The sequence below is a fragment of the Aromatoleum tolulyticum genome (genome assembly GCF_900156155.1).
In the GTDB taxonomy this organism is placed as follows: domain Bacteria; phylum Pseudomonadota; class Gammaproteobacteria; order Burkholderiales; family Rhodocyclaceae; genus Aromatoleum; species Aromatoleum tolulyticum.
Genome location: NZ_FTMD01000003.1, coordinates 72,353 through 88,906, shown reverse-complemented (window position 1 = coordinate 88,906; position 16,554 = coordinate 72,353). Strand labels below are relative to the sequence as shown.

17 protein-coding genes are annotated in these 16,554 nt (G+C 67.5%); 8 read left to right on the top strand and 9 right to left on the bottom strand.

All coding sequences use genetic code 11. From position 1 onward, the window contains the following. Positions 1-10 precede the first annotated feature (10 nt). Entirely contained in the window at positions 11-1,192 is a 1,182-nt protein-coding gene (locus BW991_RS05415) for an acetyl-CoA C-acyltransferase family protein (protein WP_076601089.1), read from the top strand. 72 nt (positions 1,193-1,264) lie between these two features. On the opposite strand, the gene rsgA is transcribed toward BW991_RS05415, so the two are convergent. Together rsgA and BW991_RS05405 are read right to left on the bottom strand one after the other, a co-directional pair. Continuing rightward, positions 1,265-2,197 carry a ribosome small subunit-dependent GTPase A gene (rsgA, locus tag BW991_RS05410; RefSeq protein ID WP_076601088.1) on the bottom strand — a complete coding sequence of 311 codons (933 nt, stop codon included), beginning with the start codon at positions 2,195-2,197 and terminating at the stop codon, positions 1,265-1,267. A 13-nt stretch (positions 2,198-2,210) separates the two neighbouring features. Beyond that, a complete protein-coding gene (locus tag BW991_RS05405; protein ID WP_076601087.1) occupies positions 2,211-3,467 on the bottom strand; it encodes a M48 family metallopeptidase in 1,257 nt (418 codons plus the stop codon). Between the two features lie 74 nt (positions 3,468-3,541). Between BW991_RS05405 and orn the strand changes: the two genes are divergently transcribed. Next, positions 3,542-4,093, top strand: a complete 552-nt coding sequence (gene orn, locus BW991_RS05400; RefSeq protein WP_076601086.1) for an oligoribonuclease — start codon at positions 3,542-3,544, stop codon at positions 4,091-4,093. Between the two features lie 61 nt (positions 4,094-4,154). Here the strand turns inward: orn and BW991_RS05395 are convergent, their stop codons facing one another. Both BW991_RS05395 and rpmE read right to left on the bottom strand, forming a co-directional pair. Further along, entirely contained in the window at positions 4,155-5,792 is a 1,638-nt protein-coding gene (locus BW991_RS05395; protein ID WP_076601085.1) for an ArnT family glycosyltransferase, read from the bottom strand. Between the two features lie 143 nt (positions 5,793-5,935). Beyond that, positions 5,936-6,154, bottom strand: coding sequence for a 50S ribosomal protein L31 (gene rpmE, locus BW991_RS05390; RefSeq protein WP_076601084.1), 219 nt, complete (start codon positions 6,152-6,154; stop codon positions 5,936-5,938). A gap of 236 nt (positions 6,155-6,390) precedes the next feature. On the opposite strand from rpmE, the gene BW991_RS05385 reads away from it, so the two are divergent. The 5 genes from BW991_RS05385 to BW991_RS05365 all read left to right on the top strand — a co-directional run bounded on the left by BW991_RS05385 (position 6,391) and on the right by BW991_RS05365 (position 9,655). Next, positions 6,391-7,377 (top strand): tRNA dihydrouridine synthase, encoded by a 987-nt coding sequence (locus BW991_RS05385; RefSeq protein ID WP_076601083.1) that lies wholly within the window; start codon positions 6,391-6,393, stop codon positions 7,375-7,377. A 14-nt stretch (positions 7,378-7,391) separates the two neighbouring features. Then, a complete protein-coding gene (trmB, locus tag BW991_RS05380; RefSeq protein WP_076601082.1) occupies positions 7,392-8,096 on the top strand; it encodes a tRNA (guanine(46)-N(7))-methyltransferase TrmB in 705 nt (234 codons plus the stop codon). A gap of 21 nt (positions 8,097-8,117) precedes the next feature. After that, positions 8,118-8,843: a UPF0149 family protein gene (locus tag BW991_RS05375; protein WP_076601081.1), complete on the top strand. Its 726-nt coding sequence runs from the start codon at positions 8,118-8,120 to the stop codon at positions 8,841-8,843. A gap of 28 nt (positions 8,844-8,871) precedes the next feature. After that, complete coding sequence (locus BW991_RS05370) at positions 8,872-9,201, top strand: YkgJ family cysteine cluster protein (RefSeq protein WP_076601353.1); 330 nt, start codon at positions 8,872-8,874, stop codon at positions 9,199-9,201. Positions 9,202-9,292: 91 nt separating this feature from the next. Next, a complete protein-coding gene (locus BW991_RS05365) occupies positions 9,293-9,655 on the top strand; it encodes a YkgJ family cysteine cluster protein (protein ID WP_076601080.1) in 363 nt (120 codons plus the stop codon). Here the strand turns inward: BW991_RS05365 and BW991_RS05360 are convergent, their stop codons facing one another. Further along, a complete protein-coding gene (locus BW991_RS05360; protein WP_076601079.1) occupies positions 9,656-10,519 on the bottom strand; it encodes an ATP adenylyltransferase family protein in 864 nt (287 codons plus the stop codon). A gap of 107 nt (positions 10,520-10,626) precedes the next feature. On the opposite strand from BW991_RS05360, the gene BW991_RS05355 reads away from it, so the two are divergent. Further along, positions 10,627-10,845, top strand: a complete 219-nt coding sequence (locus BW991_RS05355; RefSeq protein WP_050416550.1) for an RNA-binding S4 domain-containing protein — start codon at positions 10,627-10,629, stop codon at positions 10,843-10,845. A gap of 30 nt (positions 10,846-10,875) precedes the next feature. On the opposite strand, the gene BW991_RS05350 is transcribed toward BW991_RS05355, so the two are convergent. The 4 genes from BW991_RS05350 to acnA form a co-directional block, all read right to left on the bottom strand. Then, positions 10,876-12,609: an NAD-binding protein gene (locus BW991_RS05350; protein ID WP_076601078.1), complete on the bottom strand. Its 1,734-nt coding sequence runs from the start codon at positions 12,607-12,609 to the stop codon at positions 10,876-10,878. Positions 12,610-12,623: 14 nt separating this feature from the next. Continuing rightward, the gene (locus BW991_RS05345; protein WP_076601077.1) at positions 12,624-13,007 is read right to left on the bottom strand and encodes a DUF6394 family protein; all 384 of its coding nucleotides are present in this window, start codon (positions 13,005-13,007) and stop codon (positions 12,624-12,626) included. A gap of 108 nt (positions 13,008-13,115) precedes the next feature. Beyond that, the gene (locus BW991_RS05340; RefSeq protein ID WP_076601076.1) at positions 13,116-13,505 is read right to left on the bottom strand and encodes a YchJ family protein; all 390 of its coding nucleotides are present in this window, start codon (positions 13,503-13,505) and stop codon (positions 13,116-13,118) included. A gap of 18 nt (positions 13,506-13,523) precedes the next feature. Next, positions 13,524-16,241, bottom strand: coding sequence for an aconitate hydratase AcnA (gene acnA, locus BW991_RS05335; protein ID WP_076601075.1), 2,718 nt, complete (start codon positions 16,239-16,241; stop codon positions 13,524-13,526). Between the last annotated feature and the right edge of the window lie 313 nt (positions 16,242-16,554).

Genomic DNA, 16,554 nt, shown 5'->3' with positions numbered 1-16,554 from the left:
GGGAGCACAGATGGCGAATCGTGAAGTAGTGGTTTTGAGCGCAGTCCGTTCGGCCGTGGGCGGGTTTGGCGGCTCGCTGAAGGACATGGAGCCGGCCGAGCTGGGTGGTGTGGTCGTCAAGGAAGCGATCGCCCGCGCCGGCGTCGATCCGAAGCAGGTGACCTTCGCGACCGTCGGCAACTGCATCCCGACTGAATCGCGCTACGCCTATGTCGCGCGCGTCGCGACGATCCAGGGCGGTATGTCGATGGATTCGGTGGCCTTCGCCGTCAACCGCTTGTGCGGTTCGGCGCAGCAGGCCATCGTCAACTCCGCCCAGGCGATCATGCTCGGCGATGCCGACTTCGCGATCGGCGGCGGCGTCGAAGTGATGTCGCGCGGCGCCTACCTGCTGCCCGCACTGCGCAACGGCGCCCGCATGGGTGACGCGAAAGCCATCGACGCAATGGTCTCGGTGCTGACCGACCCGTTCGGCGTCGGCCACATGGGTATTACCGCCGAGAACCTGACCTCCAAGTGGAGCATCAGCCGCGAGGATCAGGACGCCTTCGCGCTCGAGTCGCAGAACCGTGCCGCAGCGGCAATCGCCGAAGGCCGTTTCAAGAGCCAGATCGTTCCGATCACGTTCGAAACCCGCAAGGGCCCGGTCGTGTTCGACACCGACGAGCATCCGCGCATGACCACCATGGAAGCGCTGGGCAAGATGAAGCCCGCCTTCAAGAAGGACGGTTCGGTTACTGCGGGCAACGCCTCCGGAATCAACGACGCGGCCGCCTTCCTGGTGCTGGCCGACGCTGCCAAGGCTGCCGCGGGCGGTCACAAGCCGATCGCGCGTCTCGTGTCCTACGCGATCGCCGGCGTGCCCAACGACGTTATGGGTGAAGGCCCGATCCCGGCCTCCAAGCTCGCGCTGCAGCGCGCCGGCCTGTCGCTGGACAAGATCGACGTGATCGAATCCAACGAAGCCTTTGCGGCGCAGTCGATCGCGGTGAACAAGGGGCTCGAGCTCGACCCGAAGAAGACCAATCCGAACGGCGGCGCGATCGCGCTGGGTCACCCGGTCGGCGCGACCGGCGGCGTCATCATCACCAAGCTGCTGCACGAGCTGATCCGTACCAATGGTCGCTACGGCATGGCGACGATGTGCATCGGCGGCGGTCAGGGCATCACGACGATCTGGGAACGTATCTGACGTTCTGCTGATCAGGCCAGAAAAGACCCGCTTCGGCGGGTTTTTTCGTTCTGGGCGGTGGTTTCGGAGCGCTTACCAGCCTTGCGATTGACGCTTGGCGTCCTTGATCTCGTTGCGAATCATCCGGTAATGCTCGAAGCGGCGCATGTCGATTGCGCCCGCTTCGATGGCAGCGCGCAGGGCGCAGCCAGGTTCGGATTCGTGCTGACAGTCGCGGAAGCGGCACTTGCCGAGGTGGCTCTGGAACTCGATGAAGCTTGCGGCGAGGTCGTCGGGTGTGAGGTGGGCGAGGCCGAAGGCCTGCAGTCCGGGGCTGTCGATCAGCCAGCCGCCGTCGAGCGGGTACAGGCGGGCGAAGGTGGTCGTGTGCTTGCCGCTGTTGAGCGCTTCGGAGATCTCGCGCGTCGCCGCGCGGGCTTCCGGGATCAGGGAGTTGGTGAGTGTCGACTTCCCCATGCCCGACTGGCCGACGAAGATGCTGCGCTGGCCGGCGAGATGCGGCCGCAGGTCGTCGGTGCCGGCGCGTGCGCTCAGTTCGACGACCTCGTAGCCGAGCTTTGCGAAGGGGGCGAGCATGCGGCGGGCGGCGGGCAGGGATTCGGCGAGGTCGGCCTTGTTGAGGACGATCAGGGTCCGGAGGTGCTGGCTTTCGGCCGCCGCGATGCAGCGCGAGATCAGCAGGTCCGAGAATCCGGGCTCCGTTGCCGTCACTACGACGACCTGGCTGAGATTCGCGGCGATGAGTTTTTCGCGGAAGGCGTCGGAGCGCCACAGCAGGTTCCGGCGCGGCTTGAGCTCGGTGATGACGCCCTGGTCGCTGCCGGTCGCTTCGATCTCGACTTCGTCGCCGCACGCGAAGGTGCTTTTCTTGCCGCGCGGGTAGCACTTCAGCCGGATCTCTTCCTGTCCGGCCAGTCCCGCGACGACGACCTCGTATTGGCGGCCGAAGGCGGCGACGATCACGCCTTCGAGTGTCGTGCTGCGGTTCTGTCGGGGTTTGTTCACGAAATGCCGGGTCTCAACTGGAGGAGCGCAGGCGCGCGACACGCAGCGCGGCCGGCGGGTGGGAGTCGAAGAAGCTCGAGTACAGCGGATCGGGCGTGAGCGTCGCGGCGTTGTCGCGGTAGAGCTTCACCAGTGCCTGCGCAAGGTCGGATGCGCGCGTCTGTTGTGCGGCATATGCGTCGGCCTCGAATTCATGCACCCGCGACCAGAAGCTCATCAGCGGGGCGGCCGGGAAGGTGAAGGAGGGCAGGGCCAGCGCGAACAGGGCGAGCGCGACGGCGGTGCCGGCCGAGGCGGGGGCGACGCCCAGCCCGGCGAAGAACCAAGTCTGTCCCATCAGCCAGCCGAGCAGCCACAGCAGGCCGAGGCTCGCTGCCGCGATGACTGCGAGGCGTTTCCAGATGTGGCGGTGGCGGAAATGCCCGAGTTCGTGCGCCAGCACGGCCTCGACTTCCTCGGGCCGCAGCTTGTCCAGCAGGGTATCGAAGAAGACGATGCGCTTGGCCGCGCCGAAGCCGGTGAAGTAGGCATTGCCATGCGCCGAGCGGCGCGAGCCGTCCATCACGAAGAGTCCGCGGGAGCGGAAACCACAGCGCGCCAGCAGGGCCTCCACGCGTGCCTTCAGCGCTTCGTCCGCGAGTGGCGTGAATTTGTTGAACAGCGGCGCGATGAAGGTCGGCCAGATGAAGAGCGCCAGCAGGTTGAACGCGAGCCAGAACAGCCACACCCACAGCCACCAGCGCTCGCCCATTGCGCCCATCAGCCACAACACGGCGGCGAGGACGGGCAGTCCGATCAGTGCGGCGAGCGTCGCTTCGCGGGCGAGGTCGGCCAGGTACAGGCCGGGTGTCATGCGGTTGAAGCCGAAGCGCTTCTCGATGCCGAAGGTGCGATAGAGCGCGAACGGGAGCTCGATGGCCCAGCCCGCGATGCCGAGCGCCGCGAGCAGGGCGACGCCGTGCGCGAGGGTTCCGGCTGCAAAAATTCGGGCGAGCAGGTCGTGCATGGCCTGCAGGCCGCCGCCGAGCGTGAGGGCGAGCACGTAGGCGGTGCCGATTGCGGCATCGATGGTGCCTAGCTGCATGCGCGCGGCGGTGTAGTCCGCAGCCTTGCGATGCGATTCCAGACTGATCGATTCGGCGAACGGAGGCGGCACAGCCTCGCGGTGGGCACGCACGTGCCGGATCTGGCGCATCATGAGCACGAGCCTGGCGAACAGGGTCAGTGCGGTGGCGGCGAGGAACAGGGACGAGAAGGCTTCCGGGGACATTCGGCGAGTGGAGTGGGCGGGCGGCGAGGCATCTATGCCACAATCGCGCCTTTGCTCAAGGGGGGCGGACGATTATGGCACAGGATCAGAATCACCTCATCTGGCTGGACATGGAAATGACCGGCCTCGAGCCCGATACCGATCGCATCATCGAGATCGCGATCGTGATCACCGATTCGCAGCTCAACACCGTTGCGGAAGCGCCGGTGATCGCGGTGCATCAGCCCGACAGCGTGCTCGACCGGATGGATCAGTGGAATCGCGACACGCACGGCAAGTCCGGCCTGACCGATCGCGTGAAGGCGTCGACGGTCGGCGAGGCGGATGCCGAAGCGCAGATGCTCGCCTTCCTGCAGGAGTATGTGCCGGCGCGTACCTCGCCGATGTGCGGCAACTCCGTGTGCCAGGACCGCCGCTTCCTTGCCCGCTACATGCCGCAGCTCGAGGCGTGGTTCCATTACCGCAATCTGGACGTGTCGACGCTGAAGGAACTCGCGCGCCGGTGGCGTCCCGAGGTCTACAAGGGGGTCGTCAAGAAGGGCAAGCACGAGGCGCTGTCGGACATCTACGAATCGATCGGCGAATTGCGCCACTATCGCGACAACTTCCTGCGCCTCGAAGGTTGAGCGCCTTGCACGAGCCGCGCGCCCCTTGCCGGCGCGCGGCATCGCCGGCTGCGGCGCGGGCTCAGTCGCGCCGGTACAGGCGGAAGATTTCCTGCTGTCGTCCTCCGCCGCGGCGGAATTCCCAGATCTGCTGCCATTCCTGTTCAGGTTTCTGGGTGTTGCCGCGATCGTCGAAGACCAGCAGGAAGCCGCACGGCGTCTCGTTGTTGACCACCCGCTCGGGCCGGATTCCGGCGAAGTAATGGAAGGAGGCGCGCTGGCTGGCCGACAGGCCCATCATCGCGACGCAGTCCGCGCGCTCGCCTGCCAGCGCGATCTTCAGCGACGTGGCGGCCGGACGGTAGCTGCGGTCATGGTCGAACCAGGGCTTGAGCAGCGCAATCGCGAGGCACCACAGCATCGTCATGCCGAGTGCCCAGTTCGCCGGTGCGCGGTTCGGCGAGCGCGGTAGCCGCAGCATCAGCAGCACCCACGCGGAGACGATGACGATGCCGGTGATCGCCGATATCTCCGGCGCACGCACGGCGAAATCGGGCGCGACGCGCACGAGGTGACGCGCGAGTCCGGGCGGCCACAGGAAGACCTGCGCGCTCCATGCGATCCATACCAACACTGCGAAAACGCCGAAGGTCATGATGCCGAACCAGTCGAACGCGTTTGCCGCGCCGCGACGCAGGGTCGGCACGCCCGACGCCGCGAGCAGCGCGAGTGGCGGCACGAGCGGCAGCATCGACGCCGGGCTGAGGCTGCCGTTCAGGATGATCCAGGCCAGGGCGAGCACGAGGGCGGCGATCGGCAGCAGCGAGGACGCGCGCAGCAGATGGCGGCGTGTGCGCCAGAACGACCACAGCGTGATGGGCCACAGCGGCCAGGCGAACCAGCCGAGGAGTTCGACGAGACGCGTGAGCTCGTTGCCGCTCATCGCCTCCGCCCAAAGGTTGCGCCACTCGGTGCGCCACCACAGCACGAGCAGGTCGGGGGACTGGTAATGCAGCACCAGCGGCCATAGCGCCGACGCCCCGATCGCGAGGCTCAGGCCGATGATCAGCCCGCTGCTGGCGCGCGGATTGCGGCATTCGGGACTGCAGGCGATGACGACGAGGAAGAGCGGCAGCGTGAGCAGGATGCCCGGCAGGCCGCCGGCGAGGAAGGCGAGGGCGGCACCCAGCCCGGCCTGGACGCCGCCGAGCACCGGGCGCGTCGGGATGTGCGAGAGGCCCGCCAGCGTGAGCGCCTGCATCGCCATCAGCGCGATCATCGGCTGCGTTTCATGTGCGTGCAGCACCAGGCCCAGCGTGCCGAGGGTCAGCAGCGCCGCGGGGGTGCGCGTCTCGCGGCCGTAGAGGCGGGTCGCCGCGCGCGCGATCCAGAAGATCGCCAGGGCCGTGAACAGCGTCGTCGCCAGCCGGGCGCCGTCGTGCAGGGGCAGGAGCGGGGCGAGCAGGCGCGCGAACGCCGCACCGGTCCAGTAGTAGAGCGGTGGAAAATCCGTCTCGGGCTGGCCGGCGATCGCGGGGAACAGCAGATGGTTCCCCTGCAGCATTTCCAGGATCGGGCCGAAATGGCGCGCGTCGTCGCCGCGCCAGGGGTCGTGGCCGGTCAGTCCGGTGAGCAGGTACAGGGCGATGAGCAGCGCAAGGCCGATCGCACCGTACAGATGCCGCCGGATTGTTGAGGTCCGGAAGGATTCTCCAGTCATGTCATGTTGCGCCATCCGTCATTGTGCGGAGGCGTCCGAACGTCGGGTGCGGAATTCTAGCCGGAGCGGGCAGCCGCGCCGTGTTTCGAGGAACAAAAAAGGCAGCCGAAGCTGCCTTTTTTGCCGTGACCGGAAGCCGGAGTTCAGCCAAGGCGCTGAACGCTGCCGTATTTCTGGCGGAAACGCTCGACGCGACCGGCGGTATCGACGATCTTCTGCTTGCCGGTGTAGAAGGGGTGGCAGGCAGAGCACACTTCGACGTGCAGCACGGGCTTGCCCAGCGTCGAACGGGTTTCGAAGGCGTTGCCGCAGGAGCAGGTGACCTGGACGGCTTGGTAATTCGGGTGGGTATCCGCTTTCATGGCGATTCCTCGAACGAGCGGGCGGTGAATGTGGCCGCCCTGATAGCAGGTGGAAACCGCAGATTATCTCCGATCCGGCGCGGCAAGGCAAGCAAGGCACTGTCTTCATATGCGGGGAGCCGTCGATGAGCGGGCCGGTCTGCGCCCTGCACGGTGGCGCCTCGGGTGGCTGTCCCGCGGCTATGGGTCCTGCCGCTATTGGCCGTACAATACGCCCCTTTTTTCAGGGGGTTGGTGTGCGTCTGCTGCTCGCGCCGATGGAAGGTCTGCTCGACGCCGATTTGCGCGACGTTCTCACCCGCGCCTGTCCCTACGACTGGGCCGTGAGCGAATTCGCGCGCGTGTCCGGCACGCTCCTTCCGCAACGCGTCTACCGACGCATCAGCCCCGAACTGCTGTCCGGCGGGCGGACCCGGGCGTCGGTGCCGGTACGCGTGCAGCTGCTGGGCTCGGATCCCGCCTGCCTTGCCGACAATGCGGCGCATCTCGCCGAACTCGCGCCTCCGGGCATCGACCTCAATTTCGGCTGCCCGGCTCCGACGGTGAACCGCCATCGCGGCGGAGCGGTACTGCTCGACGAGCCGGAACTCCTCCATCGCATCGCCGCGGCCGTGCGGGCTGCCGTGCCGGCCGGGGTGCCGTTCACCGCGAAGATGCGCTTGGGCGTTGCGGACACGTCGAAGGCAGTCGAATGTGCCCAGGCGCTCGCCGCCGGAGGCGTGGAAGGCCTCGTCGTGCATGCGCGCACCAAGCTCGACGGATACCGTCCGCCCGCGCATTGGGCGTGGATTGCACGCATCGCGGAGGCGGTGGACGTTCCCGTGACCGCCAACGGCGAAGTGTGGTCCGAGGCGGACTGGCGGCGTTGCCGCGCCGAGAGCGGGGTTGCCGACGTGATGCTGGGGCGCGGGGCGGTCGCCGACCCCTTCCTCGCGCGACGCCTGCGTGCGCAGGGCGATGCAGGCGAACGCGCGGTCGACCGCGACGCGGAGTGGGCGGAACTGCAGCCGCTGCTCGCACTCTTCTGGCGCCGGGTTCGGGAACGGCTGCAGCCGCAGCATTCGCCGGGCCGCCTCAAGCAGTGGCTGAACCTGCTGCGTCGCAATTATCCGCAGGCCGAGCGCCTGTTCCGCGAAGTACGCGCGGCGCGCAGGCCCGCCGAGATCGATGCCGCCCTGGCGCGCCACGGCATTGCCGCCGCAGCGCTGCCGCTGGCGGCCTGAACCGGACGAATTCGATGAGTTACGCAAATTCGCGCATTCCCGAGAGCGCCCAGTCGGGCGTGCATGAGCATCTGGTGCGGCATGTGCAGCGCCATCTCGCCGAGCCTTTCCGCAAGCCCTGCCTGGACTACAATCGCGCTGCGTTCGAAGCCAGCCTGGCCGGCTGGGACCGCAACGCGCCGCTGATCCTCGATGCCGGCTGCGGCGTCGGCCACAGCACGATCCAGCTCGCCCGCGCCTTTCCCGATCACTGGGTGATCGGCGTCGACCAGTCCGCGGATCGCCTCAACCGCCGCAAGCCCTATCCCGACGCGCTGCTGCCGAAGAACATGGTCTTCGTGCGCGCCGACCTCGTCGATTACTGGCGCCTGATGAGCGATGCGGGCCTGCGGCTCGCCCGTCACTACATCCTCTATCCGAACCCGTGGCCCAAGATCGGCCACCTTGCGCGCCGCTGGCACGCCCATCCCGTGTTTCCTTTCATTCCGCGGCTGGGCGGCGTGCTCGAATGCCGCACGAACTGGCGCGTGTACATCGAGGAATTCGCGTGTGCGCTCGGGTTGGCGACCGGCCGCGAAGTCGCTTGGGAAACCTTCGAGGCGCCCGCGCCGCTGACGCCGTTCGAGCGCAAGTACCGCGATTCCGGCCAGACCCTTTTCCGCCTGGTCTGCGATCTCGACGCTCAGGCTTGCGTGCGGCAAGAGGATAGCGCACGCTGAAAGGCATTCCGGAGACAAATGATGACGAACGAAACCGCTGCAAATGCAGAGAGCGACAACCCCCACCTGCTCGATGACGAGGAATTCGAGGCGCTCGAGGAACTGCTGACCTCGGACGTCGTGCCCGAGGACTGCATGGACCTCGAGATGCTTGACGGGTACCTCGCCGCCGTCCTCGCTTCGCCCGTGCCGATCGGGCCGGAGGAGTGGCTGCCGCCGGTGTGGTCGGCACATGGGGACGAGATCTCCTTCGGTTCGGGCAGCCAGATGCAGCGTGCGATCCGGCTGGTGCGGCGCTATTACAACGAGCTCGCGACCACCCTGGGAGAGCCGGAAGGATGGGAGCCGTTCTGCTACGCGGCGAGCGAAGGCGACACGATCGCGATCGGCGAGGAATGGGTCGAGGGCTTCGCGCAGGGCCTCGAGCTGTGGCCCGAGGACTGGGACGCGGGACTGCCCGCGGCTGCCGCCGAGACCGTACGCAATGCGCTCGATGAGCTGATGGCGCCGTGGGCCTCGGACGACGCCGAACTGGCGGACGAGGACACCCGGCTGGAGTGGCTCGAGCAGGCGGTGAACTGCATCGAGACGGTGCTCGGGCAATGGCGTGCGCTCGGAATGGCGGCGCCGGCGCTGCTGACCGTGGAGCAGCCCGCCATGCACACGCCGGCGGCGGTCGGCCGCAACGATCCCTGCCCCTGCGGCAGCGGCAAGAAGTACAAGAAGTGCTGCGGCGCGGTCGAGTGAGGCGTTGCGCACGGAGGCGGAGCGTGGCGTGAGCGACGATCACTGCACCCGCTGCGGGGCGTGTTGTGCCGCCTTCCGCGTCGATTTCCACCGATCCGAGCTGGCCAGTGCGACGCCGGGCGGCGTTCCCGATGCGATGACCGTTCCGGTGACCGGCGAGCTCGTGCGCATGCGCGGCACCGACGAGGCGCCGCCGCGCTGCGTCGCGCTCGCGGGCGAGGTCGGCAGCCGGGTCGGCTGCACGATCTATGCCGGGCGGCCGTCGCCCTGCCGCGACTTCGCGCCCTACGCGGCGCTCGGCATCGGCGAGGATGCCTGCGACCGCGCGCGACGGCGCCACGGCTTGCCGCCCTTGTGAGTCAGGGACTGCCGGTCCTTCCGTGAACCTGCAAGGGCGTTAATGCCTTGGGTAGAATCGTGCGGAAATTTGTCCTGCGCACCGACTTGCGATGAGCGATCCCAACCCTTGTCTCGACTGCGGCATGTGCTGCGTCCATTTTCGCGTGTCGTTCTACTGGGGTGAGGCGGACGACGCTCCCGGCGGTTTCGTGCCAGCCGAATTGACGGAAAAGCTCAACCTGCACCTGCGCTGCATGAACGGGACGAACGAGGTGCCGCGCCGCTGCGTGGCGCTCGCGGGGCAGCCCGGCGAGCAGGTGTCGTGCACGATCTACGACCGGCGTCCGACGCCGTGCCGCGAGTTTCCGTCGCATGAGGCGGACGGCTCGCCGAATCGGAAATGCAACGCGCTGCGCGCGCAGATCGGGCTGCCGGCTCTGCAGCCGCTTGCGGCGGCGGAGCTGTCCGGCTGATCAGTGCGGACGTGCGACCGCCGCGAGCAGCCTGAGCGGGCCGATCGCGCGCACCGTCTCGATTTCCTCGGGGCGCCGCACGAACAACGAGCCGGCGAAGCCCAGGGCATTGACCGAGATGTTCTCGTGACGCTCGCGGATGCGCGGGATCACGGTCATCCAGTCGCGCGACACAAGGAAATTGTAGGGCGGCATGGGGTCCGTCGCGGCGTCGATGCCGAGCGATTCGCAGCCGTTCCGGAACGCATGGTGCATGGCTTCGCCAAGCGACACGGCGTCGTCGCAGCGCGGCAGGCGCACGAAAGTGTGTCGCCAGGGTAGCGCCGCGTGGGTGGCGTGGGCGAAGGGAGGCAGGTCGGCGGGCAGCTGATCGGTGAACAGGCCCAGGCGCGCCGTTTCCTCGGCGTCGGGAATCCACTGCAGATGCTTGTGGCGCTGGCTGGCACCCGCTTCGCTGCCGCCGTTGTAGAAACCGAGCCCGCCGAGCGACGCCATCACGGTTGCGAGCGCGATGAAGTCGGTCCGCGTCAGTGGCGCCGTCTGTGCCTCGAACGCGCGCGTGACGATCAGCAGGTGGCGGTCGATGACGGGAAACTTGTTCAGCACGCCGAGGTGTTGCTCGCCGAGCGGCCCGACGGTCAGTTCCGGGTCGGGCGGGAGAAAGGGATTGAAGCCCGGGTCGCGTTTCACCGCGGCCTCGACGCGCGCGGCGTCCTTGTGCGCGAGCGTGGACACCCAGCGCACCGTGAAGCCGATGCCTGCGTCCTGGATCGGGGTCCGTTCGGTGCGGATGGGCAGGAGCGCGCCGGAGTCGGCAGCGCGACTGAGGGTGCGGTCGATCCGCTGCAGCAGGTCGTCGGACATGGTCGTGGCGGCAATAGGACGGCAAACGGTTAGCCGGCAGTGTAGGCTGACGGCTTCCGGTCGATCAATTTGAATTGCGCAGCGTATCGGCTGCGCGGGAGAAATGCATGACAGTTTCGTTTGCCGTGCGCGGCGAATATATCCAGCTCGATCAACTGCTGAAGGCGACCGGGCTGACCGGCACCGGCGGCGAGGCCCACGCGGCCGTCGAAGCGGGGCGGGTCACGGTCGATGGCAAGGTGGAGTCGCGCAAGCGCGCGAAATTGAGGCCGGGCGCGACCGTGTGCCTCGGCGGCGAAACGGTGGTGCTGGTCGCTTCCGAGTGATTCCGGCAGCGGCGGAATGATCCGGCGACGCTACGCTGTCTCGCTCCGCGCGTTCCGGGCGCGCGACAGGCGCTCCCAGATCCAGCCGCCGGGAAGGTCCGTGCCCGTGAGGACATAGACCAGCGCGTGGTCGTTCGAGATCAGCAGGCCGAATTCCCTCTGGGCTTCCGCCGTGCCCACCAGCAACAGCTCGTCGCCCGGTCGCAGTTTGGTGTTGCCCTCGGGGATCAGCAGGTGTTCGTCGTCGTCGCGCCGCAGCAAGAGGATTTCGCACGCGAGGGCGTCGTCGCGGTTTGACGGGGATTTCAGCAGCGACTGCAGTTCGACCGTCGCGCCCTTCATCAGCTTGCGGTACAGCGCCGGGGCCCGGCTGAGGTTGATGCGCTCGCTCCATACGGCCGGGATATCCCAGCCGAAGCTTCCCGTCAGGCGCCTGAGCAGCCGGCCGCACCATTCCTCGTCGTGCCGCTTCATGTCCTCGAGGAAGGGCACCAGCAGCGGCGTCGTGAGGATCGCGAGGCATTCGTGGGCGATGATGCGGCTGGGGACCACGTTGACGTCGTAATCGAAGGCCTCGAACAGTGAATTGTTCGCGAAGTGGTTCTGGCGCAGGATCACGAACAGCGCCGGATTGAGTTCGCGTGCGGTGACCACCGTCGACAGGTTGTCCACGTCGTTGGCGGTCGCGGCGACGATGCCCGCCGCACGGCGCACGCCGGCCGCTTCGAGCGCGGGGGCACCGGTCCCTTCGCCTTGCACCCAGCGCGCCGACGGCGCCGGCGGGGCCGCATTGCGGTCGATGATCGTGAGCGGGACGCCTTCGCGGTCGAGGACGTGCGCGAGCATGCGCCCGAAGCGGCCGTGTCCGCACAGGATCCATTCGCCGTGCGGGGGGTCGCGCTGGCGTTCCATCTGCGTGCCGGGCACGCCCGTGAGCCAGGTCAGCAGGTGCCAGGCGGCCGGCGCGTGCAGCGCGAGCGCAAGGTATTCGGAGAATTTCTCGAACGGGTTGATGATGTGGCGCGTGCCGAAGGACGCCATGTTGGCCGCCGTTTCGGCCGATTCGGCACGGCACAGCGCGGGAATCCGGGGCGCGAGGAGGCGCGCGGCGATCGCGATCGCGAGGTTGGCGCTGTCGTCGTTGGTCAGCGCGATCACGCCGATGCAGCTGCGGTGCGTGAGCCCGGCGAACTTGAGGTTTTCCGGGTTGCGCGCGTCGGCGCACAGGGCAGGGATGTCGGCGCGGTAGCCGTGCAGTTCGATCTCGCCGACCTTGGTGTCGTCCAGTTCGATGACCACGGCGCGCAATCCGAGACGGTCGAGCGCGTCGCAGATCAGCCGGCCGGTCTCGCCGAATCCGCACACGAGGTAGAACGGTTCGCGCAGGTTGCGCACCGCGCGCATGAAGCTCTGCGTGCGGATCGCCTGCTGCAGGTTGCGGTCGGCGAGCAGCGCGAACACGGTGCCGACCGTGTAGGCCCAGCCGATCACGGACAGGTAGATGCAGACGAGGACCCACAGGCGCTGCTGATCGGAGAAGGCGTAGGGGATCTCGCCGAAGCCGATCGTCGTCGCGGTGTAGCTGATGAAGTACAGCGCGTGGAAGAAGCTGATGTGCGCGGGCTTGCCGTCCGCATCGACGCCGGGAGCGAGCGTGAGGCCGAACACCGAGATTGCGATGATGACGATCAGCAGGATGAACGGCGCGCGCAGGCGCCGCATGATCAGGAAGAAGACGCTCTGATGGCGCAGCAGCGGCATCATCGCGGCAAACCCCGTTAACGGCGCTGCATGATGGTTTCGGCGATCAGGATGATCACCGACACGACGTTGGCGAACAGGGCGCCGCCCGCCAGCGAGACGACGCGCGCGACCATCACCGGCGTCATGCCCGTGCCGGCGATGTGCTCGGCATAGCCCCATACCATCGCCGCGGCGATCAGCTGCAGGTCTGCGACCAGGCTGGTCGCGAGGTGGATGGCGCCGATCTGCGTGCGGTCGCCGAGCTTGAGGACGGTCGCGATCAGGTTCACGACGATCGCAACGAACAGCTCGTTGATCTCGTGATGCACGGGATCGTCGAGGTCGCCGACGAAGAAGCCGAAGTTCAGGGTCGCCGCGAGGACGATGAAGAAGCCGAAGATGACTTTTTCGAGGTTCATGCCGGTCTCGCGACAAGGCGGCGGAAGCGCCCCGGACGGGCGCCCGCTCACGTGAAGGTCATATTGCGGACCGATTATAGGCGGCGGCAGGTCCCCGCGGGTGTGGCTTTATTCATGGATTTCGCCGTCGACGTAATACCAGCGGTGCTCTTCGCGCACGAACCGGCTGGTTTCGTGCAGGCGATGGGCTCGCCCGCCCACACGGTAGCGGGCGACGAATTCGACGATGGCCGTGTTATCCCCGGTCTGCAGATGCTGGCGCACCTGCAGACCGATCCACTTCGGTGCCGGCTCCCCGCCGGCGAGGTCGAGCGTCGTGGGGCGCGTCGATTGGTGCCAGCTCTCGAGCAGGTAGGCCTCGTTGGACTGCGTGAAGGCCGTGTAGCGGCTGCGCATCAGCGCTTCGGCCGATTCGGCCGGCACTTCACCGGCGATCACCGGTGCGCAGCACTCGGCGAAGGATTTTCCCGATTGGCAGGGGCAGGGGATGGCGAGCATGGCGAAGATATCCGGATGTCAGTCCGGGCGACCGAGAATTTCCCGCAGCACGTAGGGCAGGATGCCTCCGTGGCGGTAGTAATCGACTTCGATCGGCGTGTCGATGCGGCACGTCACCGCGACCTCCCGCGTGCTTCCGTCGCTGCGGCGAATCGTCAGCATCAGGTCCTGGCGCGGCTGCAGCGTCGCATCGATGCCCCGGATGTCGAAGGTCTCGTCGCCCTTCAAGCCCAGATTCTCCCACGAATCCTCGCCCTTGAATTGCAATGGCATGATACCCATGCCGACGAGATTGGAGCGGTGGATGCGCTCGAAGCTGCGCGCGATCACGGCCTTCACACCGAGCAGCTGCGTGCCCTTGGCGGCCCAGTCGCGGCTGGAGCCGGTGCCGTACTCCTCGCCGGCGAACACCACGGTCGGAATGCCGCGCGCCATGTACGCCGTCGCGGCCTCGAACACCGTGGCTTGCCGGCCGTCGAGCAGCGTGTAGCCGCCCTCGACGCGCGAACCGTCGTCGCGCGGCGGCAGCATCATGTTCTTGACGCGCACGTTGGCGAAGGTGCCGCGCACCATCACGTCGTGGTGACCGCGCCGCGAGCCGTAGGAGTTGAAGTCCTGCTTCGCGACGCCGCGCGCCAGCAACCACTGGCCGGCGGGCGTGCTGTCCTTGAAGGATCCGGCGGGCGAGATGTGGTCGGTCGTCACCGAGTCGCCCAGCAGCAGGAGCATGCGTGCACCGACGATGTCGCCGACTGCCCCCGGCTGAGCGGAGAAGCCGTCGAAGAACGGCGGCCGGGCGATGTAGGTCGATTCCGGCCATTCATACACCTGTCCCGTGGTCGCCGGGATCTCGTTCCACAGGTCGTGGTCCTTGGTGAAGTCGGCGTAGAGCCGCGTGAAGGTCGCCGGGTCCATTGCGAACGGCAGCACCGCGGCGATTTCCTCGGAGCTCGGCCAGATGTCGCGCAGATAGACGGGCCGGCCGTCGCGCCCGGTGCCGAGCGGATTCTCGGTGAGGTCGACGTTGACTCGCCCGGCGATCGCGAACGCCACGACCAGCGGCGGCGAGGCGAGGAAGTTGGCGCGCAGGTTGGGATGGATGCGCGCCTCGAAGTTGCGGTTGCCCGAGAGCACGGCGGCCGCGATGACATTGTGCTCGGCGATCGCGTCGTTGAGTTCGGGCGCCAGGTCCCCCGCATTGCCGATGCAGGTCGTGCACCCGTAACCGGCGAGTGCGAAACCCAGTTGGGCGAGCGGTTCGAGCAGCCCGGCCTTGCTCAGGTAGTCCGTGACGACGCGCGAGCCCGGGGCGAGGGAGGTCTTGACGTGCGGCTGCACGGAAAGCCCTTTCTCGACGGCCTTCTTCGCCAGCAGGCCCGCGGCGATCAGCACCGCCGGGTTGCTGGTGTTGGTGCATGAGGTGATCGCCGCGATCAGCACGTCGCCGTTGCCCAGCGTCACGCCGGGCAGTGCGGTCGGAAAGCGCGTGCCGAGCGCGGCTTCCGGCTGGCCGAAGCCGTTGTCGCTCGCGGGCAGCGAGAACAGGCGGTCGAATACGTCCTCCATGTCATTCAGCGCGATGCGGTCCTGCGGGCGCTTGGGGCCGGCCAGCGACGGAACGATCGCCGCGAGATCGAGGCGCAGCGTCGTCGAATAGTCGATCTCGCCCGCGCGCGGGACGCCGAAGAGGCCCTGTGCGCGGAAATACGCTTCGAACAGCTCGCATTCGGCTTCCGTGCGCCCGGTGCCGCGCATGTAGGCGACGGTCTTCTCGTCGACGGGGAAGAAGCCCATGGTCGCGCCATACTCGGGCGCCATGTTGGCGATCGTCGCGCGGTCGGTGACGGACAGGCTCGCCGTGCCTTCGCCGAAGAACTCGACGAACTTGCCGACGACCTTCTGCCGGCGCAGCATTTCCGTGACGGTGAGCACGAGGTCGGTGGCGGTCACGCCTTCACGCAGCTGTCCGGTCAGCTCCACGCCGACGACGTCCGGAGTCAGGAAATACACCGGCTGGCCGAGCATTCCCGCTTCCGCCTCGATGCCGCCGACGCCCCAGCCGACGACGCCGACGCCGTTGATCATCGTCGTATGCGAATCGGTGCCGACCAGCGTGTCCGGGTAGTACAGCCGCCCGTCGGCGGTGTCGTGCCCACGCACGCCGCGGAACAGGTATTCCAGGTTCACCTGGTGCACGATGCCGATGCCCGGCGGCACGACCTTGAAGGTGTCGAAAGCCTGCATGCCCCATTTCATGAACTGGTAGCGCTCGCGGTTGCGCCGGAACTCCAGCTCCATGTTCTGGCGCAGGGCTTGCGGGGTGCCGTAGTGGTCGACCTGCACCGAGTGGTCGACGACGAGGTCGACCGGCACCAGCGGTTCGATCAGCTTGGGATCCCGCCCTGTCTCGGCCGCCACGTTGCGCATCGCTGCGAGGTCGCACAGCAGCGGCACGCCGGTGAAGTCCTGCAGCACCACGCGCGCGACGACGAAGGGAATCTCGTCCGTGCGCTCCGCGTTCGCGCTCCAGTTCGCGAGCTGCCGCACATGCTCCGCGGTGACCTTGCGGCCGTCGCAGTGGCGCAGCACCGCTTCCAGCACGATGCGCAGCGACACCGGCAGGCGCGATACCTGGCCGACCCCCGCGGCTTCGAGCGCCGCCAGCGAATGGAAGAGGCCGCGCGCGCCTGAAGCGGTGGAGAAGGTCCTGAGCGTGTCGAAGGCGGGTTGGGGCATCGTTGATCTCCTTCCTTGTGGTTCGTGAGCGAGGTGCCCGGCGGTGATCCGGGATGTCGATATCCGATTCCTGTTGGAACGGCGCGCCTTCGATGCGTTCCCCGCGCCGCCTGGCCCGGTTCAGACGACGGACGGGGCGAACGCAATCGCCACGGGCCCGCCGGCGAGCGTACGCAAGTCCTTGGGGAGGAGTAGAATTCGCGCGCTGAGGCGCGATCGTTGTTGCATTGCACCTCAAGTCTTATAAAAGACATATAATCTCGCGGCGTCGTCCGGGTCCGCTGCCCCGACGCCCAGCCAACGTCACGAATAA